This is a genomic window from Streptomyces gelaticus (assembly GCF_014649535.1).
GTDB lineage: Bacteria > Actinomycetota > Actinomycetes > Streptomycetales > Streptomycetaceae > Streptomyces > Streptomyces gelaticus.
In genome coordinates, this window is sequence record NZ_BMTF01000003.1 from 431,679 (window position 1) to 457,713 (window position 26,035).

The following is a 26,035-nucleotide window of genomic DNA, read 5'->3' on the forward strand; positions in this document are numbered from 1 at the left end:
GTGTCCGCAGCCGACCTCCTCCTCACCGGAGCCCGCGTCCGCACCCTCGACCCGGCCCGGCCGGAAGCCACCGCCGTGGCCGTCAAGGACGGGGTGATCACCGCGGTCGGCGACGAGGCCGGGCTGCGCGAGTGGCGCGGCAGTGGAACCGAGCACATCGACCTGTCCGGGGCCACCCTCACGCCCGGCCTGGTCGATGCGCACAGCCACCCCGTCTGGGGCCTGGAGATGGCCACCGGCACGGACCTCACCGCCGTCCGCGACCTCGACCAGCTGCGCGCCGCCCTGGCGGCGGCCGAACGGACCGAGGGCTGGATCGTCGCCTGGGGCCTGGACCACAACGCCTTCGGCGGCCGCCCCCTCGACCGGGCCCTGATCGAGGACGCCATCGGCGGCGCCCCCGCCTTCATCCGGCTCTACGACGGGCACTCCGCCCTGGCCAGTGGGGCGGCCCTGGAGCGCGCCGGGATCACCGGCCCGCGCACCTTCGTCCAGCGCTCCACCGTCGTCTGTGACCCCGACGGCCGCCCCACCGGGCATCTGATCGAGCACGCCGCGATGGACCTGGTCGGTGAACGGCTGCCCCGGCCCTCGTACGCGGAGCGCCGCAAGCGCCTCGTGGAACTGCTCTCCGGCATGGCCGCCACGGGTCTCACCGGGGCCCATGTGATGGACCTCGCCGACGGCTCCGTACCCGGGCTGCTGGCCGCCGTGGAGGAGGAGACGGACCTGCCCGTACGGCTGCGGCTGGCCCCGTGGTGCATGCCGGGCGCCGACGAGGAGGCCCTGGACGAGCTGGTACGGCTGCAGCGCGAGGCGGGCCGGCTCTGGCGCGTCGGCGGCGTCAAGTTCTTCATGGACGGCACCGTCGAGGGCGGCACCGCGTGGCTGGAGCACGCCGACTGCCGAGGGGAGAGCACTGAGGCGTTCTGGCCGGACCCCGAGGCGTACACCGCCGCCGTCCACCGGCTGCACCACGCCGGGGTGCGCACCGCCACGCACGCCATCGGGGACGCGGCCGTGCGGCACGTGCTGGACACGGTGGAGGCGCTGGGGGAGGGCGGCCGGCTCCGCCACCGCATCGAGCACATCGAGACCGTGCCCGGCGGCCTGGCCGCCCGGTTCGCCGCACTCGGGGTGATCGCCTCGATGCAGCCCACACACACCGCGTACACCCGCGCCGACCACAGCGACGAGTGGTCGAAGCGGCTCGGCGACGAGCGGGCCGGGCGGGCCTGGCGCTGCCGGGACCTGCGCGACGCCGGGGCGTACCTGGCGCTGGGCTCGGACTGGCCGATCGCCCACTACGACGTACGTCAGGTGCTGGCCACGGCCCGGCTGCGGCGGCTGCCCGGGGCGTACGACACCGAGCCGGTCACCGCCGAGCAGGCACTGACCGGGCTGATGGCGCTGGAGGGCTGCACCTCGCACGCGGCGGTCGCCGCCGGGGAGCAGCAGGTCTCGGGCCGGATCGCCGTGGGCCACCGGGCCGATCTGACGGCGTTCGGGGTCGATCCGGTGACGGCGCCCGCGGATGAGCTGGGGGAGGCGCCGGTGCGGCTGACGGTGTGCGGGGGGCGCGTGGTGCACTGGGGGTGAGGCAGCGGCGGGCGGACGGGCCGGAGGGGCCTCAGCGGCGGCCCGCCGCCGCGTCCGCCGCCTCACGCCGCGTCCCCACCGGCGCATCCGCGGTGGACAGGCAGGCCAGCCGCGTTCTCGCGCCCGGCAGTGGAACCCGCTTCGGGAGGTGGTGCGGCAGCGAGCCGTACCAGGCGTACGACACCGCGTAACCGAAGGTCAGGCAGGCCATGCCGCCCAGCGCGTCCAGCCAGAAGTGGTTGGCGGTCGACACGATGACGACCAGGGTGAGCGTCGGGTACAACAGGGCCAGGACGCGCGCCCAGGGCGCGGAGGCCAGCGCGAAGACGGTCAGACCGCACCAGAGCGACCAGCCGATGTGCATCGACGGCATCGCCGCGTACTGGTTCGACATGTTCTTGAAGTTGCCCGAGGCCATCGAACCCCAGGTGTGATGGACCAGGACGGTGTCGATGAAGTGGCCGCTGGTCATCAGACGGGGCGGCGCCAGTGGATACAGGTAGTAACCGAGCAGCGCCACGCCGGTCGTCGCGAACAGGGCCAGCCGGGCCGCCGCGTAACGGCCGGGGTGGCAGCGGAACAGCCACACCAGCACGCAGACGGTGACGACGAAGTGCAGCGTCGCGTAGTAGTAGTTCATCGAGACGATCAGCCATGTCATGGAATTCACCGCGTGGTTGACGGTCTGCTCCACGGCGATGCCCAGGTATCGCTCGGCCGACCAGATCCAGTCGGCGTTGCGCAGGGCCGCGGTCCGCTGTTCCGGGACGGCGTTGCGCACCAGCGAGTACACCCAGTAACTGGCCGCCACCAGCAGGACTTCGAACCAGATGCGCGGTCGGCGGGGGGAGCGCAGGGAACGCAGTCTCGCCGGGCCGCCGTTGCGCCGTCCGGTGTTCCGCTTCGCGTTCGCCGCGGGGGCCGCCTCGTCCACGATGGGTGACGCGGTGGCCTCCAACCGGCCTTCCTGTGACGTCACGCTCAATTCGCCCATAGGCACAGAGTCTGCCAGAAAACGCTCCTCCGCCCGATGACCCTCCGGCCGGGTCCGGGCCGCACATCGCAAGTGCCGGGAACGAAGGCTCGAACTGCGCCGGGGGAACGGGCGTGGGATCCTGGGCGGGTCAGGCGGTGACGGCCGGAGCGGGTCCGGGGCCGGCGGCCGTTGAACCGCGAACGACCAGTTCGGGCATGAAGACGAACTCGCTGTGGGGAGCGGGCGTACCGCCGACCTCCTCGAGCAGCGTACGCACGGCGGCCTGGCCCATCGCCGTCACCGGCTGACGGATCGTGGTCAGCGGCGGATCGGTGAACGCTATGAGCGGCGAATCGTCGTAGCCGACCACCGACAGATCGCGCGGCACCTCCATCGACAGTCGGCGGGCGGCCCGGATCGCGCCGAGCGCCATCATGTCGCTCGCGCACACCACCGCCGTGCAGCCCCGCTCCATCAGCGCCGAGGCAGCGGCCTGTCCACCCTCCAGAGTGAACAGCGAATGCTGGATCAGCTCCTCCACCTCGTCCGGCGCGAGGTTCAACTGCTCCTGCACGGTGGCGCGAAAGCCCTCGATCTTGCGCAGGACCGGCACGAACCGCTTCGGGCCGACCGCCAGGCCGATCCGCTGATGACCCAGCGACACCAGGTGCGTCACCGCGAGCCGCATCGCCGCCCGGTCGTCCGGAGAGATGAACGGCGCCTGGACCTTGGGCGAGAAGCCGTTGACCAGGACGAACGGGACACCCTTGGCGCGCAGTTGCTCATAGCGCTGCATGTCCGCCGAGGTGTCGGCGTGCAGCCCGGAGACGAAGATGATGCCCGCGACACCGCGGTCGACCAGCATCTCCGTCAGCTCGTCCTCGGTGGAGCCGCCGGGGGTCTGGGTCGCCAGCACGGGGGTGTAGCCCTGCCGCGTCAACGCCTGGCCGATCACCTGGGCCAGGGCGGGAAAGATGGGGTTCTCCAGCTCGGGTGTGATCAGCCCGACCAGCCCCGCGCTGCGCCTGCGCAGCCGTACGGGCCGTTCGTAGCCGAGAACGTCGAGCGCGGCGAGAACGGATTCGCGGGTGGCCGCTGCAACACCGGGCTTGCCGTTCAGTACGCGGCTGACCGTCGCTTCGCTGCCCCCCGCCTGAGTTGCGATATCGGCAAGCCGTGCGGTCATGGAAGTGGACTGTACCGGGCGTATGTCGGATTGCCCACCATGCACATGAATCGGACGACCGCCCCCGTGCGGCGGCCCGGTGCGCATTCCTGGCAACCTCTTGCAAGCTCTTGCGGACCTGGCCCGTGGGCGGCGGTCCGATCGCCGCATCGGGCGGGCCACGGGCTGTGGCCTGTCGCTGTCAGGGAGTGACTCCTCTCGTCAAGAGTCTTGACGGCAACCGTGAGGACACGCGAATGTAACGATCGTCGGTGCTTGCAGAAATCTTCCGCAAACTCTTTCGGCGTTCTTTCATCCTTGTTACGTTCTCGTCGACCCGGCGCCGCGACGGAGCGGTACGGCAGTTGAAGGAGTTCAGATGCGACGTGGCATAACGGCCACCGCCCTGGTCGCGGCCCTGGCGCTCGCGGCGACCGCCTGCGGCAGCGACAGCGAGTCCGAGGGCACGAGCAAGGGCTCGGGCGAGCTCTCCGGCACGGTGACGTGGTGGGACACCTCCACCGCGGGCAGCGAGGACAAGGTCTTCAAGAAGATCGCCGAGGACTTCACCAAGCAGCACCCGAAGGTCAAGGTCAAGTACGTCAACGTGCCCTTCGGCGACGCGCAGAACAAGTTCAAGAACGCGGCGCAGTCCGGCTCCGACGCCCCCGACGTCATCCGCTCCGAGGTCGCCTGGACCCCCGAGTTCGCCGACCTCGGCTACCTGGCTCCGCTCGACGGCACGGCCGCGCTGAAGGACTCGGACGACTTCCTGAAACAGGCCGCCGCGTCCACCAAGTACAAGGACAAGACGTACGCGGTGCCGCAGGTCATCGACTCCATGGGCATCTTCTACAACAAGAAGATCTTCAAGGAGGCCGGTGTCGAGGTCCCCAAGACCGTCGACGAGCTGAAGACCGTCTCCAAGAAGATCAAGGACAAGACCGGCAAGACCGGTATGTACCTGCGCGGTGACGACGCCTACTGGTTCCTCTCCTTCCTGTACGGCGAGGGCGGCGACATGGTCGACGCCTCCTCCAAGACCGTCACCATCGACAACGCCGCGGGCGTCAAGGCGATGAAGGTCGTCAAGGACCTGGTCGACTCGGGCGCCGCCCAGACCGATGCCACGGACGGCTGGGAGAACATGCAGGCGTCCTTCAAGGACGGCAAGGTCGCCATGATGATCAACGGCCCGTGGGCCGTCTCCGACACCTACTCGGGCAAGGAGTTCAAGGACAAGGCCAACCTGGGCGTCGCCCCGGTCCCGGCCGGCTCCGCCGCGCAGGGCGCCCCGCAGGGCGGCCACAACCTGGCCGTCTACGCCGGCTCCAAGAACCTCGACGCCTCCTACGCCTTCGTCGAATACATGACGTCCGCGGACACCCAGGCCAAGGTCACCAAGGAGCTGAGCCTCCTGCCGACCCGTACCTCCGCCTACGCCAAGCAGGACGTCGTCGACAACGAGATCGTCGGCTTCTTCAAGCCCGTCGTCGAGACCGCCGTCGAGCGCCCCTGGATCCCGGAGACCGGCAGCCTCTTCGCCCCGCTCGTCACCGAGTACACCAAGGTCCTCACCGGCCAGGCCGCACCGGACAAGGCCGTCAAGACCACCGGCGACTCCTACCGCAAGCTCCTCAAGGGCTGGAAGTAACAGGAAGGCAGGCCGGCTGATGGCTGTCCACACCAGCCAGTCGGTGGCGAAGGCCGCGGGCGACGACGTCGCCCGCGGCCGGAGCCGCGGTACTGGCAACCCCCCGCCGCCGGGCAGGATCCGACGGGCCCTGTCGACCCACTGGTACGCCTGGGCCATGGTCGCCCCGGTCGTCGTCGTGATCGGCGTGATCATCGGCTATCCGCTGGTCCGCGGCATCTACCTGTCGATGACCGACGCCAACGAGCGCAACGTAGCCCGGTCCATCGGTGTCAACCACCTGCCCGCCACGTACAAGTTCGTGGGCCTGGACAATTACACCGAAGCGCTCACCGGCGACCAGTTCCTCGGCACCCTCGGCTGGACCCTGGTGTGGACGGTCTCCTGCGTGGCCATCACCTTCTGCCTCGGCATGGCCCTCGCCAACATCCTCAACCGCCGCATCGCCGGCCGCTCCGTCTACCGGATGGCGCTCATCCTGCCCTGGGCCATCCCCGGCTTCGTCTCCGTCTTCGCCTGGCGCTTCCTCTACAACGAGAAGCGCGGGCTGCTCAACGAGATCCTCTCCGGCGCCGGGATCGACGGCATACCGTGGCTGAACGACCCCACCTGGGCGAAGTTCTCGGTGATCGCCGTCAACGTCTGGCTCGGCGTGCCGTTCATGATGGTCGCCCTGCTCGGCGGGCTCCAGTCGATCCCCAACGAGCACTACGAGGCCGCCGAGATGGACGGCGCCACCGCCTGGCAGCGGTTCCGCCACATCACCCTGCCGGGACTGCGGCCGGTCTCCACCACGGTGATCCTGCTCTCCACCATCTGGACCTTCAACATGTTCCCGGTGATCTTCCTGCTGACCCGCGGCGGACCCGGCGAGGCCACCCAGATCCTGGTCACCCAGGCGTACAAGTTCTCCTTCGAGATCAGCCCGCGCGACTTCGCGCAGTCCTCCACCTGGGGCGTGCTGATCCTGGTACTCCTGCTGATCTTCGCCGCTGTCTACCGGCGGGTCCTGCGCACCCAGGGAGACGACTGGTGACCACCGCCCCCGCACCCGCCACCACGCGCAAGGTCCGGCTGCGCGGCGAGCGTTCGCCGCTCTCCTCCGCCGCGCTGCACCTCACGCTCATCGTCGCGTCCGTGATCGCCGTCTTCCCCGTGCTGTGGGTCCTGCTCACCTCGCTGAAGCCCGCCGCGTACGCCACCACCACGGACTTCTTCAAAGAGACGACGTTCGAGAACTACACGAACCTGATCCAGAACACGAAGTTCCTCACCTGGTTCGGCAACTCCCTGCTCATCGCGGGGCTCACCACGCTCCTCGGTGTCATCGTCTCCGCGTCCACCGGCTACGCCGTCAGCCGCTTCCGCTTCCCCGGCAAGCGCGGGCTGATGTGGACGCTCCTGGTCACCCAGATGTTCCCGGTGGCCGTCCTCATCGTGCCGATCTACAACATCATGGCGGGCATGGGGCTGCTGAACCAGCCGGCCGGCCTCGTCATCACCTACCTCACCATCTCGGTGCCGTTCTGCGCCTGGATGATGAAGGGCTTCTTCGACACCATCCCGCGCGAGATCGACGAATCGGGCCAGGTCGACGGCCTCACCCCGTTCGGCACGTTCTGGCGGCTGATCCTGCCGCTCGCCAAGCCCGGCCTCGCCGTCACCGCGTTCTACTCCTTCATCACCGCATGGGGCGAAGTGGCGTACGCCTCCGCCTTCATGGTCGGCGAGGACAACCTCACCCTCGCGGGCGGACTGCAGCTCTTCGTCAATCAGTACGGAGCCCAGTGGGGGCCGATGACCGCGGCCTCTGTGCTGATCGCGATACCTGCGGCCCTGGTCTTCCTCTTCGCCCAGCGCCACCTGGTCACCGGCATGTCCGCCGGAGCAGTCAAGGGCTGAGCCGGCACACCCCGTACGACCCGCACGCACCAAGTCACGGCGGCCGCCGGTGTCCCGACCCGGTCCCGGCGCCGCCTCCCACCCCGACACCTCAGGGACGACATGACCCAGCACCTCGCTGCCCCCTCCACCGGCACGTCCGGCGACGCTCCGGCCCACCAGACCGGCTGGTGGCAGGACGCGGTGATCTACCAGGTCTATCCACGGAGCTTCGCCGACGGCAACGGCGACGGCATGGGCGATCTCGCAGGCGTACGCGACAGACTCCCGTACCTCAAGGAACTCGGTGTGGACGCGGTCTGGCTCAGCCCGTTCTACGCCTCCCCGCAGGCCGACGCGGGCTACGACGTCGCCGACTACCGTGCCGTCGACCCGGTGTTCGGCACCCTGCTGGACGCCGACGCGCTGATCCGGGACGCCCACGACCTGGGCCTGCGGATCATCGTGGACCTGGTGCCCAACCACTCCTCGGACCAGCACGAGTGGTTCAGGCGCGCCCTCGCCGAGGGCCCCGGCTCCGCGCTGCGCGAGCGCTACCACTTCCGTCCCGGCAAGGGTGCGGACGGCGAACTGCCGCCCAACGACTGGGAGTCCGTCTTCGGCGGTCCGGCCTGGACCCGGACCACCGACCCGGACGGCACCCCGGGCGACTGGTACCTCCACCTCTTCGCACCCGAGCAGCCCGACTTCAACTGGGAACACCCGGCCGTCGCCGACGAGTTCCGCTCGATCCTGCGCTTCTGGCTCGACATGGGCGTCGACGGCTTCCGGGTCGACGTCGCCCACGGCCTCGTCAAGGCCGCCGGCCTGCCCGACCTCGGCAGCCACGACCAGCTCAAGCTGCTCGGCAACGACGTCATGCCGTTCTTCGACCAGGACGGGGTGCACGAGATCTACCGCTCCTGGCGCACCATCCTCGACGAGTACCCCGGCGACCGCATCGCCGTCGCCGAGGCCTGGACGCCCACCGTCGAGCGCACCGCCAACTACGTACGCCCGGACGAGATGCACCAGGCGTTCAACTTCCAGTACCTCTCCACCGCCTGGGACGCGGCCGAGCTCCGCAAGGTCATCGACACCTCGCTCGACGCGATGCGCCCGGTCGGCGCCCCCACCACCTGGGTGCTCTCCAACCACGACGTGACCCGGCACACCACCCGGTTCGCCAACCCGCCCGGCCTCGGCACCCAGATCCGCGAGGCCGGCGACCGCGAACTGGGCCTGCGCCGGGCCCGCGCCGCCACCCTGCTGATGCTGGCGCTGCCCGGTTCCGCCTATGTCTACCAGGGCGAGGAGCTCGGCCTGCCCGACGTCACCGACCTGCCCGACGAGGTCCGCCAGGACCCGTCGTTCTTCCGCGCGGAGGGCCAGGACGGCTTCCGCGACGGCTGCCGGGTTCCGATCCCGTGGACCCGCGACGGCAGCTCGTACGGCTTCGGCGACGGCGGCAGCTGGCTGCCGCAGCCCGACGGCTGGGGCGAGCTGAGCGTCCAGGCACAGACCGGCGAAGCCGGCTCGACGCTGGAGCTCTACCGGTCCGCGATCGCCGCCCGCCGGGCGCACCCGGGCCTCGGCGCCGGAACGGCGGTGGAGTGGCTGGGGGCCCCCGAGGGGCTGCTGATCTTCGCCCGCCCCGGCTTCGTCTGCACCGTCAACACGACGGGCCGCCCGGTGCGCATCCCGGTACGCGGCACCGTCCTGGTGTCCAGCAGCCCGGTCGTCACCGACGGCGCCGAGATCGAGCTGCCCGCGGACACCACGGTGTGGTGGACGGTGTGACGGTCCCCCTGATCAGGGCCTCTCTTCCGGATCAGGCCGAGCCCGGCAAGATCCGGAAGACAGGCCCTGGAACCGGCGGTGCGCCGAGGCTCTCGGACATCGCCGGCCAGGCAGCGGTCAGCGAGGCGACCGTCAGCCGGGTGCTCAACGGGAAACCGGGCGTCGCGGACCCCACGCGGCAGCGGGTGCTCGCGGCGCTGGACATCCTCGGCTACGAACGCCCCGTGCGGCTGCGCAGACGCAGTGCCGGGCTGATCGGACTGGTGACGCCCGAGCTCACCAACCCGATCTTCCCGGCGTTCGCGCAGTCCGTCGAGCAGGTGCTGGCCGGGCACGGCTACACGCCGGTGCTCTGCACCCAGCTGCCCGGCGGCGCCACCGAGGACGAACTCGTCGAGCAGCTCGTCGAGCGCGGCGTCGGCGGGATCGTCTTCATCTCCGGGCTGCACGCCGACATGTCGGCGGACCCCGCCCGGTACGCCGCGCTCAGCGAACGCGGTGTGCCGTTCGTCCTGATCAACGGCTACAACGAACGAATCAGCGCGCCGTTCGTCTCGCCCGACGACTCCGCCGCCGTACGGATGGCCGTCGGGCACCTCGCCGAGCTCGGCCACAGCAGGATCGGTCTGGCGATCGGGCCGCAGCGCTATGTCCCCTCCCGCCGCAAACGCGAGGGCTTCCTGGACGCCTCGGTGAACCTGCTGGGCCTGGGCCGCGCCGAGGCCGAACTCCTCGTCTGCCCCACGCTGTTCAGCGTCGAGGGCGGCCAGGTCGCGGCGGGTGCGCTGCTCGACCAGGGGTGCACGGGCATCGTCTGCGGCAGCGACCTGATGGCGCTGGGCGTGGTGCGTGCGGCCCGGGAGCGCGGGCTCGGCGTGCCGCGCGACGTGTCGGTGGTGGGCTTCGACGACTCGCAGCTCATCGCGTTCACCGATCCGCCGCTGACGACGGTGCGTCAGCCCGTGCAGGCGATGGCGGCGGCAGCGGTGAGCGCCTTGCTGGAGGAGATCGGCGGGAGCCCGGTGCAGCGTACGGAGTACGTGTTCCAGCCGGAGCTGGTGGTACGGGGATCCACCGCGGCGGTCCGGGGCGTCTGAGGCCGGTCCGGACGTACAAAAGAGGCACCGGGAGTCGGCCCTGAATGGGCCTGCGGGGAGTGAGCGACTCCGGGTGCCTCTCCTGTCCGTGACCGGCCCGGCCGGCCGGGCGCGTGGGGTCCGGGGGCACCGGAACCCCCGGCCGACCGGACCGGAGTCGGGAGAAACCTAACAGTGCTGCAATGTTTTGCGTAAGTGCTTGCAGGAAGAAAACTGCCGTATTTCCTGGATGTGAGCGGACGATGTCCAAAGGGTTGACCGAGGGCTGACAGGCTCGTACGGTCGGCGTCGCGGCAAGGTTTGCATTCTTGCAGCAAGAACCTTCAGGAGCCTTGAAGGCAGGGCGCGTTGCCATGTGAGGCTGCACCGTCACCCGCATTTCCCCCCACAGCAGGAGGAAGCATGGCACGCAGACCACTGTCCGCGGCGCTCGCCCTGGCAGCAGGCGCCGCCCTCGTGGCCCCCACCTCGGCCGCGCACGCCGCCACCCCCGGGGACAAGGACGTCACCGCCGTCCTCTTCGAGTGGAAGTTCGACTCCGTCGCCAAGGCGTGCACGGACTCCCTCGGGCCGGCCGGCTACGGCTACGTACAGGTCTCGCCGCCCCAGGAGCACATACAGGGCAGCCAGTGGTGGACCTCGTACCAGCCGGTCAGCTACAAGATCGCCGGACGGCTCGGTGACCGGGCCTCCTTCGCCGCCATGGTCAACACCTGCCATGCCGCCGGCGTCAAGGTGGTCGCCGACTCCGTCATCAACCACATGTCGGCCGGATCGGGCACCGGCACCGGCGGGTCCTCGTACACCAAGTACGACTACCCCGGTGTCTACTCGGCGGCCGACATGGACGACTGCACCGCGCAGATCAGCAACTACCAGGACCGCGCCAACGTCCAGAACTGCGAACTCGTCGGCCTCGCCGACCTGGACACCGGTGAGGACTACGTACGCGGCAGGATCGCCGCCTACCTCGACGACCTGCGCTCCCTGGGCGTCGACGGCTTCCGCATCGACGCGGCCAAGCACATGCCCGCCGCCGACCTGGCGAACATCAAGTCGCGGCTTCGCGACCCGGACGTCTACTGGAAGCAGGAGGCGATCCACGGAGCGGGCGAGGCCGTCCAGCCCGACGAGTACACCGGCACCGGGGGCGTCCAGGAGTTCCGCTACGCCCGCAGCCTCAAGCAGGTCTTCAACAACGAGAACCTCGCCTATCTGAAGAACTACGGCGAGGGCTGGGGCTTCATGCCCTCGTCGAAGGCCGCGGTATTCGTCGACAACCACGACACCGAGCGCGGCGGCGACACGCTGAACTACAAGGACGGCGCGAACTACACCCTCGCCCATGTCTTCATGCTGGCCTGGCCGTACGGCTCGCCCGACGTCCACTCCGGCTACGAGTGGTCCGACAAGGACGCGGGCCCGCCGGGCGGCGGGACGGTGAACGCCTGTTACAGCGACGGGTGGAAGTGCCAGCACGCCTGGCGCGAGATCTCCTCCATGGTCGGCTTCCGCAACACGGCGCACGGCGAGGCGGTCACCGACTGGTGGGACGACGGCGGCGACCGGATCGCGTTCGGCCGCGGGTCGAAGGCGTACGTCGCGATCAACCACGAGGGCTCCTCGCTGACCCGTACGTTCCAGACCTCGCTGCCCGCCGGTGACTACTGCGACATCCAGTCCGGCAACGGCGTCACGGTGAACGGCTCGGGCCAGTTCACCGCGACCCTGGGCGCGAACACGGCGGTGGCGCTCCAGGTGAACGCCCGTCACTGCGCGCCCACCGGCTGACCCCACGACCGGTCCCGCAGGAAACCCCGGGTCCGGGGCGCATCGCCCGGTCGGGGTGCCCCGGACCGTTGATGTGCGGCGACCGGGGTCGGGGGCGTACCAGGGCGATCCCCGCAGGACGACGCAGTAACAGGACGGCTCACCCGCGGTGCCGGGCGAGTCCGCGTCGTCCGAGGAGACGCACTGGTACGCCCCCGCCCCACCCCGCCACCCGACAAGCCCGCCCCCTCAAAACCCCCACCCGCACACAAGGAGATCCAGCCCGTGTCCCGTTCCACCCTCGGACGTGGAGCCGTCGCCGCACTCTGCGCGGCGCTCCTCCCCGTCGTCCCGGCGGCCTCCGCCTCCGCCGCGCCGAGACCTCCGGGTCCGCCCTCGGACGCCCGGCTGGCCGCCGAACCCGCACGTCACGACCTGACGCGTGAACAGTTCTACTTCGTCATGCCGGACCGGTTCGCCAACGGCGACACCGCCAACGACCGCGGCGGGCTCACCGGTTCGCGCACGGACACCGGCTACGACCCCACGGACAAGGGCTTCTACCAGGGTGGCGACCTCAAGGGCCTGACCGGCCGGCTCGACTACATCAAGGGCCTCGGCACCACCGCCATCTGGCTCGCCCCGATCTTCAAGAACCGCCCCGTCCAGGGCACCGGCAAGGACGCCTCGGCCGGCTACCACGGCTACTGGATCACCGACTTCACCCAGGTCGACCCGCACTTCGGTACCAACGCCGACCTGTCGAAGCTGATCGACAGGGCCCACGCCAAGGGCATGAAGGTCTTCTTCGACGTCATCACCAACCACACCGCGGACACCGTCGACTACGCCGAGAAGACCTACGGCTACCGGCCGAAGGGCGCCTACCCGTACCTGGACAGGGACGGCCGTCCGTTCGACGACGCCAAGGGCCTGGCGAAGGCGGACGCGGATTCGTTCCCGTACACGCCCGAGAACACCGGGAACAAGGTCCCGTCCTGGCTCAACGACCCGACGATGTACCACAACCGGGGCGACTCGACCTTCGCCGGCGAGTCCGCCACCTACGGCGACTTCTCCGGGCTCGACGACCTGTGGACCGAGCGGCCCGAGGTCGTCTCCGGCATGGAGAAGATCTACGAGAAGTGGGTCCGGGACTTCGACGTCGACGGCTTCCGTATCGACACCGTCAAACACGTCGACCTGGACTTCTGGACCCAGTGGGCGACGGCCCTGGACACCTACGCGGCAAAGCGCGGCCGCAAGGACTTCTTCATGTTCGGCGAGGTCTACTCCGCCGACCCCGCCGTCACCTCGCCCTACGTCACCCGGGGCCGGCTCGACGCGACGCTCGACTTCCCCTTCCAGGAAGCGGCACGTCAGTACGTTTCGCAGGGCGCCCCGGCCTCGAAACTCGCCGCCGTCTTCGGTGACGACTACCGGTACACCACCGACAAGGCCAACGCCTACGAGCAGGTCACCTTCCTCGGCAACCACGACATGGGCCGCATCGGCTCGTTCCTCAAGCAGGACAACCCGAAGGCCGACGACGCGGAACTCGTCCGGCGCGCGGAGCTCGCCAACGAGTTGATGTTCCTCGGCCGGGGGAACCCCGTCGTCTACTACGGCGACGAGCAGGGCTTCACCGGCGCGGGCGGCGACCGGGACGCCCGGCAGACCATGTTCGCCTCGAAGACCGCCGACTACCTCGACGACGACCGACTGGGCACCGACCGCACCCACGCCACCGACGCGTACGACCCGAAGCACCCGCTGTACCGGAACATTGCCGCGCTCTCCGAGCTCACCAGGAAGAACCCGGCACTGCGCGACGGCGTCCAGACCGAGCGGTACGCGGAGGGCTCCGTCCACGCCTTCTCCCGCACGGACCCGGAGCAGCCGAACGAGTACCTCGTGGCCACCAACAACGCCACCGCCCCGCGGACGGTCGAGCTCCCCACCGCCTCACCCGGCATGAACTTCCGTACCCTGTACGGTGGTTCGGCCACGGTCCGCAGCGGCGCCGACAAGAAGATCACGGTCACCGTGCCCGCCCTCTCCAGTCTCGTGCTGCGCGCCGAGAAGCCGATGGCCGACCCCGCCGCCAAGCCCACGATCACTCTGAAGGCGCCCGCCGCCGGAGCCACCGGCACCGTGGAGCTCTCCGCCGACGTCGACGGCGGACAGCTGAACCGTGTCGTCTTCGCCGCACAGACCGGCAACGGCAAGTGGGTCACGCTGGGCTCCGCCGACCACGCCCCGTACAAGGTCACCCAGCACCTGGACGGCAAGGTGGCGGCCGGAACACCGCTGCGCTACAAGGCGGTCGTCGTCGACCGCGCCGGCCGCACCGCGAGCGCCCTCGCCGCGACGGCCGCCGGACAGGCCCCCGCCGAGACGAAGCCCGTGGCCGTCCAGCGCGACCACGCCGTCGTCCACTACAAGCGTGCGGACGGCGACTACGAGGGCTGGACGCTCAAGTCCGTTGACCGTACGGCGCAGTTCGCCGGGCGCGATGCCTACGGAGCCTTCGCCTGGCTCAAGCTCGACCAGGACGCGTCCACCGTCGCGTACACCGTCGAGAAGGACGGCACCGCCGACGGGCCGCAGCGCACCGTCGACCTCGCGAAGACCGGACAGGCCTGGATCGAGCAGGGCAAGGACGGCCAGGCCGACACGGCACCCGACGGTGCCTACCCGCCGCAGGACACCACCAAGGCCGTACTGCACTACTACCGGCCCGACGGCGACTACGACGGCTGGGGGCTGCACACCTGGACCGGCGCCAAGAACCCCACCGACTGGGCCAAGCCGCTCCAGCCGGTGAAGAAGGACGCCTCCGGCGCCACCTTCGAGGTGCCGCTCACCGACGGTGCCACCTCGCTCAGCTACATCCTGCACAAGGGCGACGAGAAGGACCTCCCCAGCGACCAGTCGCTCGACATCGCCACCTACGGCCACGAGGTCTGGATGCTCGGTGCCACGCCCGGCTACCTGCTGCCCCAGGCCGGCGGTGTACCCGCGCCCGACCTCACCAAGGCCGAGGCGCAGTGGATCGACGCCGACACCGTCGTATGGAAGGTGAAGGCCACCGGGGCCACCAGCCAGCAACTCGTTTACGCGAAGAACGGCGGTGTCTCCGTCGTCGACGGGGCGCTCTCCGACGAGGGCCAGTGGCTGCGGCTCACCCCCTCCGCGCTGACCGACGCGCAGAAGGCCGAGCACCCGAACCTCAAGGACTACCCGGCGTTCACCGTCGACGTCCGGGACCGGGACCGGGTCCGCGACGCGCTGCGCGGCCAGCTGATCGCCACCCAGCGCGCCGCCAACGGCGCCCTGCTCGCGGCCACCGGCGTACAGAGCGCGGGCGTGCTCGACGACCTGTACGGCAAGCACGCGGCCGGCGCCTCGCTCGGCCCGGTCTTCGACCGCAACGGCCGCCCCACCCTGTCCGTCTGGGCACCCACCGCGCGGACCGTCGCCCTCGAACTCGACGGGAAGAACGTCCCGATGCGGCGCGACGACCGCACGGGCGTCTGGTCCGTCACGGGCACGAAGCAGTGGACCGGCAAGCCCTACCGCTACGTGGTGGACGTCTGGGCGCCCACCGTCCGGAAGCTGGTCACCAACAAGGTCACCGACCCGTACTCCACCGCCCTGACCACGGACTCCGCACGCAGCCTCGTCGTCGACCTCGACGACCCGCGCCTCGCCCCGAAGGGCTGGTCCGGGCTGCGCAAGCCCGCCGCCGTCCCACTGCGCGACGCCCAGATCCAGGAGCTGCACATCCGGGACTTCTCGATCGCGGACCGCACCTCGAAGCACCGCGGTGAGTACCTCGCCTTCACCGACACCGGCTCCGACGGGATGAAGCACCTCAAGCGGCTCGCGGACTCCGGCACCTCCTACGTCCATCTGCTGCCCGCCTTCGACATCGGCACCGTCCCCGAGAAGAAGTCCGCACAGCAGCAGCCGGCCTGCGACCTGTCCGTGTACGCCCCCGACTCCGAGGAGCAGCAGGACTGCGTGGCGAAGGCCGCGGCGAAGGACGGATTCAACTGGGGCTACGACCCGCTGCACTACACCGTCCCGGAGGGCTCCTACGCCTCCGACCCGGACGGCACCCGGCGCACCGTCGAGTTCCGGCGGATGGTGCAGGGGCTGAACGGCGCGGGGCTGCGCACCGTCATGGACGTCGTCTACAACCACACCGTCGCCTCCGGCCAGGACGACAAGTCCGTACTCGACCGGATCGTGCCCGGCTACTACCAGCGGCTGCTGGACGACGGCACCGTCGCCACCTCCACCTGCTGCGCCAACACCGCCCCCGAGAACACCATGATGGGCAAACTGGTCGTCGACTCGGTCGTCACCTGGGCCAAGGAGTACAAGGTCGACGGCTTCCGCTTCGATCTGATGGGCCACCACCCCAAGGCCAACATCCTCGCCGTCCGCAAGGCGCTGGACGCGCTGACCGTGGCGAAGGACGGCGTCGACGGGAAGAAGATCATCCTGTACGGGGAGGGCTGGAACTTCGGCGAGATCGCCGACGACGCCCGCTTCGTCCAGGCCACCCAGAAGAACATGGCCGGCACCGGCATCGCCACCTTCTCCGACCGGGCCCGCGACGCCGTCCGCGGCGGCAGCCCCTTCGACGAGGACCCGGGCGTGCAGGGCTTCGCCACCGGCCTCTACACCGACCCCAACACCTCGGCGGCCAACGGGACGCGGGCCGAGCAGAAGGCCCGGCTGCTGCACTACCAGGACCTGATCAAGGTCGGTCTCACCGGCAACCTCGCCGACTACACCTTCACCGACTCCGCCGGAAACACGGTCAAGGGCTCCGGCGTCGACTACAACGGCGCCCCCGCCGGATACGCCGCCGCCCCCGGTGACGCCGTCGCCTACGCGGACGCCCACGACAACGAGTCGCTCTACGACGCGCTCGCCTTCAAGCTCCCGGCGGGCACGTCGGCGGCCGACCGGGCCCGCATGCAGGTCCTGGCCATGGCGACGGCCACGCTCTCGCAGGGGCCCTCGCTCTCCCAGGCGGGCACCGACCTGCTGCGCTCCAAGTCCCTGGACCGCAACTCGTACGACAGCGGCGACTGGTTCAACGCCCTGCACTGGGACTGCCGCGACGGCAACGGCTTCGGCCGCGGACTGCCGCCGGCCGCCGACAACGCGTCCAAGTGGTCCTACGCGAAGCCGCTGCTGGCCGACGCCGCGCTCCGGCCCGGCTGCCCGCAGATCGGCGCCGCGTCCGCCGCGTACCGGGACCTGCTCACCATCCGCTCCACCGAGCAGGACTTCGCTCTCTCCACCACTGCGCAGGTGCAGTCCGCCCTGTCCTTCCCGCTCTCCGGGAAGGACGAGACGCCGGGTGTGATCACCATGCGGCTCGGGAAGCTGGTGGTGGTCCTCAACGCGGCCCCCGGCACCGAGACGCAGACGGTCCCCGCTCTGGCGGGGAAGGAGTACGCACTGCACCCGGTCCAGGCTGCGGGCGCGGATCCTACTGTCAAGACGTCCTCGTACGAAAGGAGTTCGGGAAGTTTCACCGTCCCGGGTCGTACGGTGGCGGTGTTTTCCCTGAACTGAGCCATGACGGGGATACGGTGGAGAGGCAGCAGCCGTCGGGGAATGCCGCAGCACCGCACCCCCGGCGTGACCTCCCACCCCCCCGGCCGGTCCCGGCCCCTTTCCGGTACGCCAGGCGTCCTCGCATGCCTGCTCCGTACGGGAATCAGGGGCCGGGACCGGCCGGTCCACCTGTTTCGGCGACGGTGACCATGGCGAGCAACATCCCCGAGGAGACCAGCAGCTTTGTCGGACGGAAAGCGGAACTTGCCAGGCTGGAGCACACACTCGCCACGCACCGGCTGACCACGCTCACCGGCAGCGGCGGCGTCGGCAAGACCAGGCTCGCCGTCCGCGCGGCCCGGCAGGCGGCGGACGCACACCGCGACGGTGCGTGGTGGGCGGACCTGTCCCCGCTCCACGACGACGGACTGCTCATCGCGACCGTCTCCGACGCGGTCGGACTCTCCGACCACACCCTGCGCATGCCCATCGACGCACTGTGCGAATGGCTGGTCGACAAGGAACTCCTGCTGATCCTCGACTCGTGCGAGCATCTGCGCTCCGCCTGCGCGCACCTGCTCGGCGAGATCATCACCACGTCCCCCGGCCTCACCGTGCTCGCCACCAGCCGCCAACCCCTGGACATCAGGGGCGAGCAGGTCGTCGAGGTGGACCCGCTGCCCGTCGAGGGCGCGGCCGACGCACTGACGCTGTTCCGGGACCGGGCCGCCGCGGCGGCCCCGGGCCTCGCCCTCGACGAGCCGGGCAACGCGGAGGCCGCCGCCGAGATCTGCCGCAACCTCGAAGGCATTCCGCTCGCCATCGAACTCGCGGCGGGAGCCCTCGGCCGGGACACCGTCGAGCAGGTCGCCGCGCGGATCAGGTCCCGCTTCGACGTACCGGCCGACGCCTCGCTCTGGCCGCCGCGCCACCGCACCCTGCGCACCGCCATCGGCTGGAGCCATGAGCTGTGCACCCCGCTGGAGCGGCTGCTCTGGGCCCGGCTGACCGTCCTGCGCGGCGACTTCGACGAGGCCGCGGCCCGCGAGGTCTGCACCGGGGGACCGCTCACCGCGGACGGGGTGACCCGCGCGCTGAACGGCCTGGTCGCCAAGTCCGTCGTCCGCCGGGACGGCGCACGGCACCGCATGCTCGACACCATCCGAGAGTACGGACGGATGTGGCTCGCCGAGCTCGGCGAGGAACGGGCCGCCGCCGACCGGCACGCCGCCTGCTTCCTCGGCCTGGCCCGCAAGGCCCACGCCGGCTGGACCGGCGACGACCAGATCAGCTGGTACCACCGCATCGCCGAGGCGCACGCCGACCTCTGCGCCGCCCTCGACCACCTGCTGGCCCACGACACCGAGGCCGCCCAGGAGATGGCGGGACGGATCGGCTTCTTCTGGTGCTGCTGCGGCCATCTTCCGCAGACCCGCGAGTACGCCCGGCGCGCGCTGGCCGCCGGACCGGCCGAAGGACCCCACCGCACCCGTGTCCTGTGGGTGCTGGGCATCACCGTCATGCTCCAGGGCGACTACCCGGCCGCCCGCCGGCTGGGCCGGGAGTGCACCAGGGCGGCGGCGCGCGACGGCACCGATGAGGGCACCCTCGCCGCCGCCTATCTGTGCGGCCTCACCGATCTGATGACCGGTCGCCCCGAGGCGGGCCTGCGCGAGGTCGACCGGGTCCTGCGCTCGACCAGCACCGCCACCCCGCTGGAGAAGGCCTACCGGCTGCGGTGCCGGCTCATCACGGTCTTCGCCCTGACCGGGCTCGGCCGGCTGGACGAGGCGGCGGAGGCGGCCGCGGTCCTGCGCGCGGTCTGCGAGGCCCAGGACGAGTGCTGGACCCGCAGCTACGTCGACTACCAGCTCGCCCTGATCGCCCTGCTCAAGGGGGATCCCGAATCCTCCGCCGCGCACGCCCGCTCGATGCTCGCGGGCAAGCACCGGATGCGCGACCGCTTCGGCATCGCGCTGGGCCTGGACATCCTGGCCGCGGCGATCGCCGCCCAGGGCGCGGGCGCCCGCGCCGCCCGGGTGTACGGCACGGGGCAGGTGTACTGGCGCATGGTCGGCCATCCGCAACGCGGCACCCCGGAACTGGAACCGCTGCGCGAGGCCTGCGAGCGCCAGGCCCGCGAGGCCGTCGGCGACGCCGCCTACCAGCGGGCCTTCGAACGGGGCCGGTCGGACAACGCGGAAGTCGGCCTGGCCGCCGCACTCCAGGGCGAGTTGCTCATGTAGCGCGAGCCGGCCCTACGGCAGCCGCTGTGGGGGAACGGCCGGTACGGCGGGGGCCAGGGCGGAGAGCCGGTCCAGCAGCTCGCCGAACGGCCCGTCCGTCGGCTCCTGCCCGAGCACCCGCAGCACGATGCCCGCCATCTCCGCGTCGTACGCGGCACTCACCGCGGCCAGCGCGGCGAAGTCGTGCACCAGCTGCAACTCCAGCTCCTCGCGCGCGATCCGCCGCCCGTCCAGCCAGATCAGCGCCGTCGACTCGGCCAGCGACACCCACGACCGCACGACCAGCTCCAGCCGTGCCGGGGGATCCTCGACCCCCAGATGGGCCAGGATCTGCTCGAAGGCGGCCTGCCGCACCCCGTCGATCATGGCGTTCGCGGTCGAGGACCCGACCGCGGGGCCGCCCCGCATCAGCGCCGAGAAGCCGGGCCCGTGCTCGTCGACGAAGTCGAAGAACCGGCCCATCACCTTCAGCAGCCGGGCCCCGAGCGGGCCTTCGCGGGGCTCCACGAACCGGGCCGCCAACTCGTCGGCCGCCCGTCGCAGCGCGGCCTCGTACAGGCTCTGCTTGCCCGGGAAGTAGTGGTAGACCAAGGGCCGCGAGATCCCCGCGGCGGCCGCGATCTCGTCGATCGACACCTCGTCCGGGGCGCGGTGACTGAACAACTCCAGCGCGACACCGATCAATTGCTGTCTGCGCTCCTCGACGCCCATCCTGCGCCGCACCCCGGTCGTCATGGTGGACAGCGTACCGAGTGGAGCGGCGGGGGAGAGGCGTCGGGCGGCTCCGGCCCGGCCGCCCCGGACCCGGGAGGGAGGCACCGGGACAGGACCTAAAGGTCCAGCACCAGCCGCTCGCCCCGGCACCGGGACACGCAGATCAGCATCGAGTCGTCCCGCTCGGAGTCCGTCAGGAGCTCGTCGCGGTGGTCGATCTCGCCCTCCAGGACGCGCTGTCGGCACGTTCCGCAGAAGCCCTGTTCGCAGGAGTACGAGACGTACGGCAGCTCGTCGCGCACCGCCGCCAGCACCGACCGGTCCGCCGGCACCTGGACGGTACGGCCCAAGCGGCGCAGCTCGACCTCGAAGGGGGCGGAGCCGGCCGATGAGGCGGCTGCCGCGGTGAAGCGTTCCAGATGGAGGGTGCGGCCCGGCGGGAGGGCGGCGCGGACCGCGTCCATCAGGGGCTCGGGGCCGCAGCAGTGGACGGCCGTGCCGGGTGCCGTGGCCGCCAGCGCCGCGGCGGCGTCCGGGTGGCCCGCCTCGTCCTCGGCGACGACCGTCACCCGGCCGCCCTCGGCGTCCAGCTTCTCGATCTCGTCCAGGAACGGCATCGAGGCGCGGCTCCGTCCGCCGTACAGCAGCCGCCAGTCGGCGCCCGAGGCGGCGACCGACCGCAGCATCGGCAGGATCGGGGTGATGCCGATACCGCCCGCGACGAACAGATAGGCGGGGGCTTCGGCGAGCGGGAAGCGGTTGCGCGGGTCGCGGATCTCCACCTCCTCGCCCTCGCGGAGCCGCTCGTGGACCTCACGGGAGCCGCCGCGGCCGTCCTCGACCAGCCGCGTCGCGATGGTGTACGTGTCGGGGTCGGCCGGGTCCCCGCACAGGGAGTACTGGCGGACCAGGCCGGAGGGCAGCAGGAGGTCGAGGTGCGCGCCGGGCTGCCAGGCGGGCAGGCCGGAGCCCTTGAGCCGGAGCTGGACGACGCCCTCGGCCGGAGTGGTCCGCTCGGTGATCAGCAGCCGCCGGGTGGCGGTGGTGCGGCGCTCGGCGTGGCCCGAGACCGGTTCCTCCAGTGCCGGCAGCGGCCACAGCGGGGAGCTCCGGATGCGGCGGCGCAGGGCGCGCTTGGTCAGCAGTGCGGCGCCCGCGACCAGGACGACGGTACGCAGGCGGGGCAGGGGGAGCGGCATGGTCAGCTGGTTCCCGTCATGCGGGCCTCGGCGGCCGTGGCCGCGGGCGAGTGGGCGAGATAGTCGATGGCCTGGGCCGTACTGCCCTCCTGCGAGGGGTGGTAGCCGCGGCTCAGGTAGCGGGGGACCGAACGCAGCAGATCACCGGTGGCGGGCAGGGTGCCGCGCTTGCCGCCGAGGTAGAACTCCTTGACCGAGCCCTTGCCGTTCAGCAGGCTCGGGTCGTTCTCCATGAAGAAGCGGATGCCGCGCTGCCAGAGGAAGACCAGTGTGCTGAACGCCGTCGCCCAGGTGCGGGCCCGCCGCCGGTAGCCGCCGTCGACATGCATGAACACCTCGAACGCGACCGAGCGGTGCTCGACCTCCTCCGCGCCGTGCCAGCGCAGCAGATCCAGCATCATCGGGTCGGCGCCGCGCCGGTCCAGCGCGTCGGCGTTCAGCACCCAGTCGCCGAGGAAGGCGGTGTAGTGCTCGATCGCCGAGATCAGCGCCACCCGCTCCATCAGCCACCATGTGCGCGCCCTGCCCGGCGGCAGCGTCCGGTCGCCGAGCAGCTTCTCGAAGAACCAGTCGACCTGCGCGGTGTACGGCGTCGGGTCGAGACCGAGTTCCCTCAGACGGGGCAGGACGTCGTCGTGCGCCTGGGAGTGCACGGCCTCCTGGCCGATGAAACCGATGACGTCCTGGCGCAGTTGCTCGTCGTGGATGTACGGCAGCACCTGCCGGTACACGTGGATGAACCACCGTTCCCCGGCGGGCAGCAGGAGGTGGAGCACATTGATGGTGTGCGTGGTGAACGGGTCACCCGGCACCCAGTGCAGCGGAGTCTTCTCCCAGGCGAAGGAGACCTTGCGGGCCCTGAGAGGCGTCCGCTCCGACGTGACCGGCGCCGGCTGCGTATTAGACATGCTGTCAATGTACTGAGAGGCAGGTCGGGGGAACAGAGGCGTGCCACGACTTTCCGGCGCCCGCGGTGGCGGGCCGTCAGCGCAGTCCGCCCACCCGACTGCCGTCCGCCAGCGTCCCGTTCAGCCGCGCCCGGTCGCCCGCCCTGGCCGGCACGGCGAGAAGACGGCTGTCGGAGCGCCCCTCCACTCCGCCCGACGCGGAGAGCGAGGCGAACTGCTCACTGCCCGCCGCCAGTACGTACCAGCGGCCACCCTGGGACTTCCAGAGCACCCCGGCCAGCACCCGGGGGTCGCGCACCCCGCAGGCCGGAGTGTCCTCGGCCCTGGCCGCAACCGCCCCGGGCGGGCCGCCCGTCGTGGCGGCCGGCGCCGACGGGGCCTGGAACTGGGCGAGGACCCGGCTTCCGGTCCCCCGCCAGGTCTCCGCCCTGGTGCAGAGCCAGCGCGCGGAACCGTTGCCCTCGGGCAGCGGCTGCTCGGCGTACTGCCAGGAGTTCACCGACCGCACCCCACGCGAACGCACCGCGGGCAGCAGACATGCGGTCCGCGCCCAGCTGTCCCGCTCCGCCCGCCCGGCGACGTCGTGCGGCGCGGACGGCGGGCCCGAGGTCAGCCGGGCGGGGGTCAGCTCGCCGAGGTCCGCCAGCAGCCGGGCCGCCGAGCCGGCGCGGATCTCGACCGCCTGCCAGGCACGGCAGTCGCGGGCCGTCGCCGGGCTGGTCAGCGCGGCGGTCACCCCGCCGGGCCCGCGACGCAACGGCCGCGGGGATCCGTCCGGCGCGAGCAGGTCCCGTACCGAGACCGAGGTCACCCAGGGCGCGGTGAGATAGCGGACCCGGTCGCCGCTGCGGGCCACGACCAGGGCGGCGGCGGACGCCGCGTCCGCGCCGTCGACCCGGGCGAAGTCCAGCGCGACGCCCCCGTCCTGACGGGCGGCACCGGGCTCCGCGTACCGCACGACGCGCAGCCCGTCGTGGAACAGCACCACCGTCACCCGGTCCACCTCGCCCGCGTACAGCAGCTGCGGCGCGCCCATCGGAGGCCCGATGGGGGTCTCCGGGGTCGCCGAGATACGCACTTCGGCGCCCGGGTGCGCCCAGGCGGCGAGCGCGCGGCGCAGCAGCCCGGTGTCCCGGGCGCGCTGCCCGCGGGTGGGCCAGGCGGTGAAGTCGGTACGCGGGGACCGCCGCCAGAAGTCCGCGGGCACCCGGCTCAACATGCCCGGATCCAGGGCCTGTTCCACGGCTGCGTCATGGGTGTACGACGAGGTGGTCCGGGCGCCGCGCCCCCAGCCGTTGCCCGGCAGTCCGAGCAGCGCCCCGCACACCAGCAGCGCCGCGACGGCCGCCAGCGCCGCCTTCGCGTGCTGCCTGCGGCGCAGCAGATCCGGCGGCCGGGCCTGGAGCGAGCAGGGGTCGAACTCCCGGGAACCGAGGAGCGCGTACGGAGCCGGAACGCCCCCGGCCGCCGCGAGCGCCGCATGCGGGTCCGCGACCCCGGCGTCCGCGAGTACCCACCGCACCTCCGCATCGGTCAACTCCTCCAGGCCGCGCAGGACATGGGCGGCGCGCCCCGGACCGGAGAGTGCCGCCAGGGCGTTCTCCAGGGCGAGCCCGTCCGATCCGCCCGAGTGCGGGAACAGCCGCAGCCCCCACACGAGCGGGAGGAGCGACGGCAGCCGGGCGCGGCCGAAGCCGCGTCGTGGCCGCCCCTCCGCCAGCGCCGCACGCAGCACCCGCCGGCGGGCGAGCGCATAGGACGGATCCACCGCCGCCGCACCGCCGGGCCCGCACGGCTCCGGGACGCCGCCCCCGGACCCCGCCCGGCGCCCGGACAGCAGGCACCGCTGGGCCAGCGCGTGCGCCTTCAGCACCCGGCGGTGGCTGCCGAGGGACGGCGGCAGCACGAGATAACCGAGCCGGACCAGGCGCGGGTAGTGCTCGACGAGAGCCGCCCCGGCCTGCTCCCCGTCGGCCGGGGCGGCTGCGGAAGGTACTTCTGACAGTGGACGCACGTTCAGCAGAACGAGCGAATCATGCGATGGTCACCCCGGTCCGCCCGTACGCGGCGCAACGGGCCGTTGCCTCAGCGCAGTTGCCGACCGCTGAACTCGACCGTGCCGCGCGGCCCGCTCCCGCCGTTCGTCGCGCGCATGAAGATCCCCACGTCCTGGGGGCCGTCGTCCCCGGCGCGGCTCCCGTGCCCACCGTTCGCCGGTTCAACCGCGCGCCATACCCGCAAAAGCCCGGTCGAAGGGCACCGGTTGTTCGGCACCGATCAGGACAATTCGACATCCCTTGGCAGGTGGAGCAGCATGGCTATGCGGGAGGTGTACAGATCGCTGGCCCCAGCAATGACGGCGTGGCCAAGGGCTGTCCCGTAATCCCTGGTGGTACACCCGTCAGGGATTACGGGACAGCCCTTGGCCGACGGGCGCCGGGTAGACCGACCCCTACGCGATCACATGCCATGAGCTCATACGATCTCGCTTTTTCTGCGCCGCCCACGATATCCGGGCGGTCCGTGAGCATCTCTCTTCTCGGCGGTTTCGACATCGTCGTCGGCGACGAACCGGTGACCGTCCCTGTCGGCTCGAAGCGACTGCTGGCGTTTATCGCGCTACAATCCCGGTCCGCTGTCCCTCGCACGCTGGTTGCCGGGAGTCTTTGGCCCGAAGCATCCGAGCAAGGTGCGAACACGAACCTGCGGTCGGCGTTGTCACGCCTCCAGGACCTCGGGAAGAAAGCACTGAACATCTGCCCCGCCGAGGTGCGCCTCGCGCGGGAGGTCACCGTCGACCTGTTCCGAGCTCGGTCGTTGGCCCAACGGATAATCGATCCCCATGTCCCGGCCGAGGAACTCGACCTCAACGCGGCGGCCGTCGACCAACTGTCCGCCGATCTGCTGCCCGGCTGGTACGACGAGTGGATGCTGCCGGAGGCGGAGCAGTGGCGACAGCTTCGACTCCACGCCCTTGAGGCACTGACGGGAGCCTTCATCGACACGAAGGAGTTCGCCTGGGCTGTGACGGCCGCCCATGCGGCCGTCCAGGCGGATCCGCTGCGGGAGAGCAGTCAGGCTTCGCTGATCCGCGCCCACCTGGCGGAGGACAACCGCTCCGAGGCGCTGTACGACTTCGAACGCTACGAGCAGCACCTCCGCGACGAGCTGGGGCTCCGCCCCACACCGCGGCTGCGTCGGCTGGTGTCCGAACTGCAGCAGTCGCGCCCCGGCAGCGGATCCCCGTAATCCCCGTAGTTGCAGGTTCCCGTCGCAGGTTCTCGGGGTTGGCGAACCCGCCACTGTCCAGTGGCGGGTTCTCCGTACCGAGTTCGGTCGGTGGGATCAGCACGCGACACAGGTCACGTCTGTGCGCCTTGCTGGAGGACGTTGCCGGCGCCAGGTCCGGTCTGTGCGCCCTGTTGGAGGACGTTGCCGGCGCC

15 protein-coding genes and 1 pseudogene are annotated in these 26,035 nt (G+C 71.1%); 10 read left to right on the forward strand and 6 right to left on the reverse strand.

All coding sequences use genetic code 11. The annotated features are described in order from the left end of the window. Nucleotides 1-1,599 (forward strand): amidohydrolase, encoded by a 1,599-nt coding sequence (locus tag IE107_RS06790; RefSeq protein WP_189542046.1) that lies wholly within the window; start codon nucleotides 1-3, stop codon nucleotides 1,597-1,599. 31 nt (nucleotides 1,600-1,630) lie between these two features. Here IE107_RS06790 and IE107_RS06795 read toward each other — a convergent pair whose 3' ends face one another. Next, complete coding sequence (locus IE107_RS06795) at nucleotides 1,631-2,593, reverse strand: phosphatase PAP2 family protein (RefSeq protein ID WP_189542048.1); 963 nt, start codon at nucleotides 2,591-2,593, stop codon at nucleotides 1,631-1,633. A 130-nt stretch (nucleotides 2,594-2,723) separates the two neighbouring features. Beyond that, on the reverse strand, nucleotides 2,724-3,761 hold the full coding sequence (locus IE107_RS06800) for a LacI family DNA-binding transcriptional regulator (RefSeq protein ID WP_189542050.1): 1,038 nt from the start codon (nucleotides 3,759-3,761) through the stop codon (nucleotides 2,724-2,726). Between the two features lie 358 nt (nucleotides 3,762-4,119). On the opposite strand from IE107_RS06800, the gene IE107_RS06805 reads away from it, so the two are divergent. From IE107_RS06805 to IE107_RS06840, 8 genes and pseudogenes are all read left to right on the forward strand, one after another. Beyond that, on the forward strand, nucleotides 4,120-5,394 hold the full coding sequence (locus tag IE107_RS06805; RefSeq protein ID WP_189542052.1) for an extracellular solute-binding protein: 1,275 nt from the start codon (nucleotides 4,120-4,122) through the stop codon (nucleotides 5,392-5,394). Between the two features lie 19 nt (nucleotides 5,395-5,413). Continuing rightward, entirely contained in the window at nucleotides 5,414-6,430 is a 1,017-nt protein-coding gene (locus IE107_RS06810) for a carbohydrate ABC transporter permease (protein WP_189542054.1), read from the forward strand. Then, on the forward strand, nucleotides 6,424-7,296 hold the full coding sequence (locus tag IE107_RS06815) for a sugar ABC transporter permease (RefSeq protein WP_373302407.1): 873 nt from the start codon (nucleotides 6,424-6,426) through the stop codon (nucleotides 7,294-7,296). The genes IE107_RS06810 and IE107_RS06815 overlap by 7 nt, the downstream gene beginning before the upstream one ends. Nucleotides 7,297-7,398: 102 nt before the next feature. Continuing rightward, nucleotides 7,399-9,075 (forward strand): glycoside hydrolase family 13 protein, encoded by a 1,677-nt coding sequence (locus IE107_RS06820; RefSeq protein WP_189542058.1) that lies wholly within the window; start codon nucleotides 7,399-7,401, stop codon nucleotides 9,073-9,075. Continuing rightward, nucleotides 9,060-10,172 (forward strand): LacI family DNA-binding transcriptional regulator, encoded by a 1,113-nt coding sequence (locus tag IE107_RS06825; RefSeq protein ID WP_373302404.1) that lies wholly within the window; start codon nucleotides 9,060-9,062, stop codon nucleotides 10,170-10,172. Before IE107_RS06820 ends, IE107_RS06825 begins: the two co-directional genes overlap by 16 nt. Nucleotides 10,173-10,574: 402 nt before the next feature. Beyond that, nucleotides 10,575-11,960 (forward strand): annotated as a pseudogene (locus IE107_RS06830) (alpha-amylase); the annotation flags it as partial. Nucleotides 11,961-12,227: 267 nt separating this feature from the next. Further along, entirely contained in the window at nucleotides 12,228-17,543 is a 5,316-nt protein-coding gene (pulA, locus tag IE107_RS06835) for a pullulanase-type alpha-1,6-glucosidase (protein ID WP_189542060.1), read from the forward strand. Nucleotides 17,544-17,734: 191 nt separating this feature from the next. Beyond that, on the forward strand, nucleotides 17,735-19,771 hold the full coding sequence (locus IE107_RS06840) for an ATP-binding protein (RefSeq protein ID WP_189542062.1): 2,037 nt from the start codon (nucleotides 17,735-17,737) through the stop codon (nucleotides 19,769-19,771). 12 nt (nucleotides 19,772-19,783) lie between these two features. Here IE107_RS06840 and IE107_RS06845 read toward each other — a convergent pair whose 3' ends face one another. From IE107_RS06845 to IE107_RS06860, 4 genes are all read right to left on the reverse strand, one after another. Next, nucleotides 19,784-20,506: a TetR/AcrR family transcriptional regulator gene (locus IE107_RS06845; RefSeq protein WP_189542064.1), complete on the reverse strand. Its 723-nt coding sequence runs from the start codon at nucleotides 20,504-20,506 to the stop codon at nucleotides 19,784-19,786. A gap of 95 nt (nucleotides 20,507-20,601) precedes the next feature. Continuing rightward, nucleotides 20,602-21,684 (reverse strand): PDR/VanB family oxidoreductase, encoded by a 1,083-nt coding sequence (locus IE107_RS06850; RefSeq protein WP_189542066.1) that lies wholly within the window; start codon nucleotides 21,682-21,684, stop codon nucleotides 20,602-20,604. Nucleotides 21,685-21,686: 2 nt separating this feature from the next. After that, a complete protein-coding gene (locus tag IE107_RS06855; protein ID WP_189542068.1) occupies nucleotides 21,687-22,592 on the reverse strand; it encodes a metal-dependent hydrolase in 906 nt (301 codons plus the stop codon). 76 nt (nucleotides 22,593-22,668) lie between these two features. Continuing rightward, on the reverse strand, nucleotides 22,669-24,606 hold the full coding sequence (locus IE107_RS06860) for a hypothetical protein (protein ID WP_189542070.1): 1,938 nt from the start codon (nucleotides 24,604-24,606) through the stop codon (nucleotides 22,669-22,671). 509 nt (nucleotides 24,607-25,115) lie between these two features. Between IE107_RS06860 and IE107_RS06865 the strand changes: the two genes are divergently transcribed. Further along, a complete protein-coding gene (locus tag IE107_RS06865; protein ID WP_229866728.1) occupies nucleotides 25,116-25,841 on the forward strand; it encodes an AfsR/SARP family transcriptional regulator in 726 nt (241 codons plus the stop codon). Nucleotides 25,842-26,035: the final 194 nt, after the last annotated feature.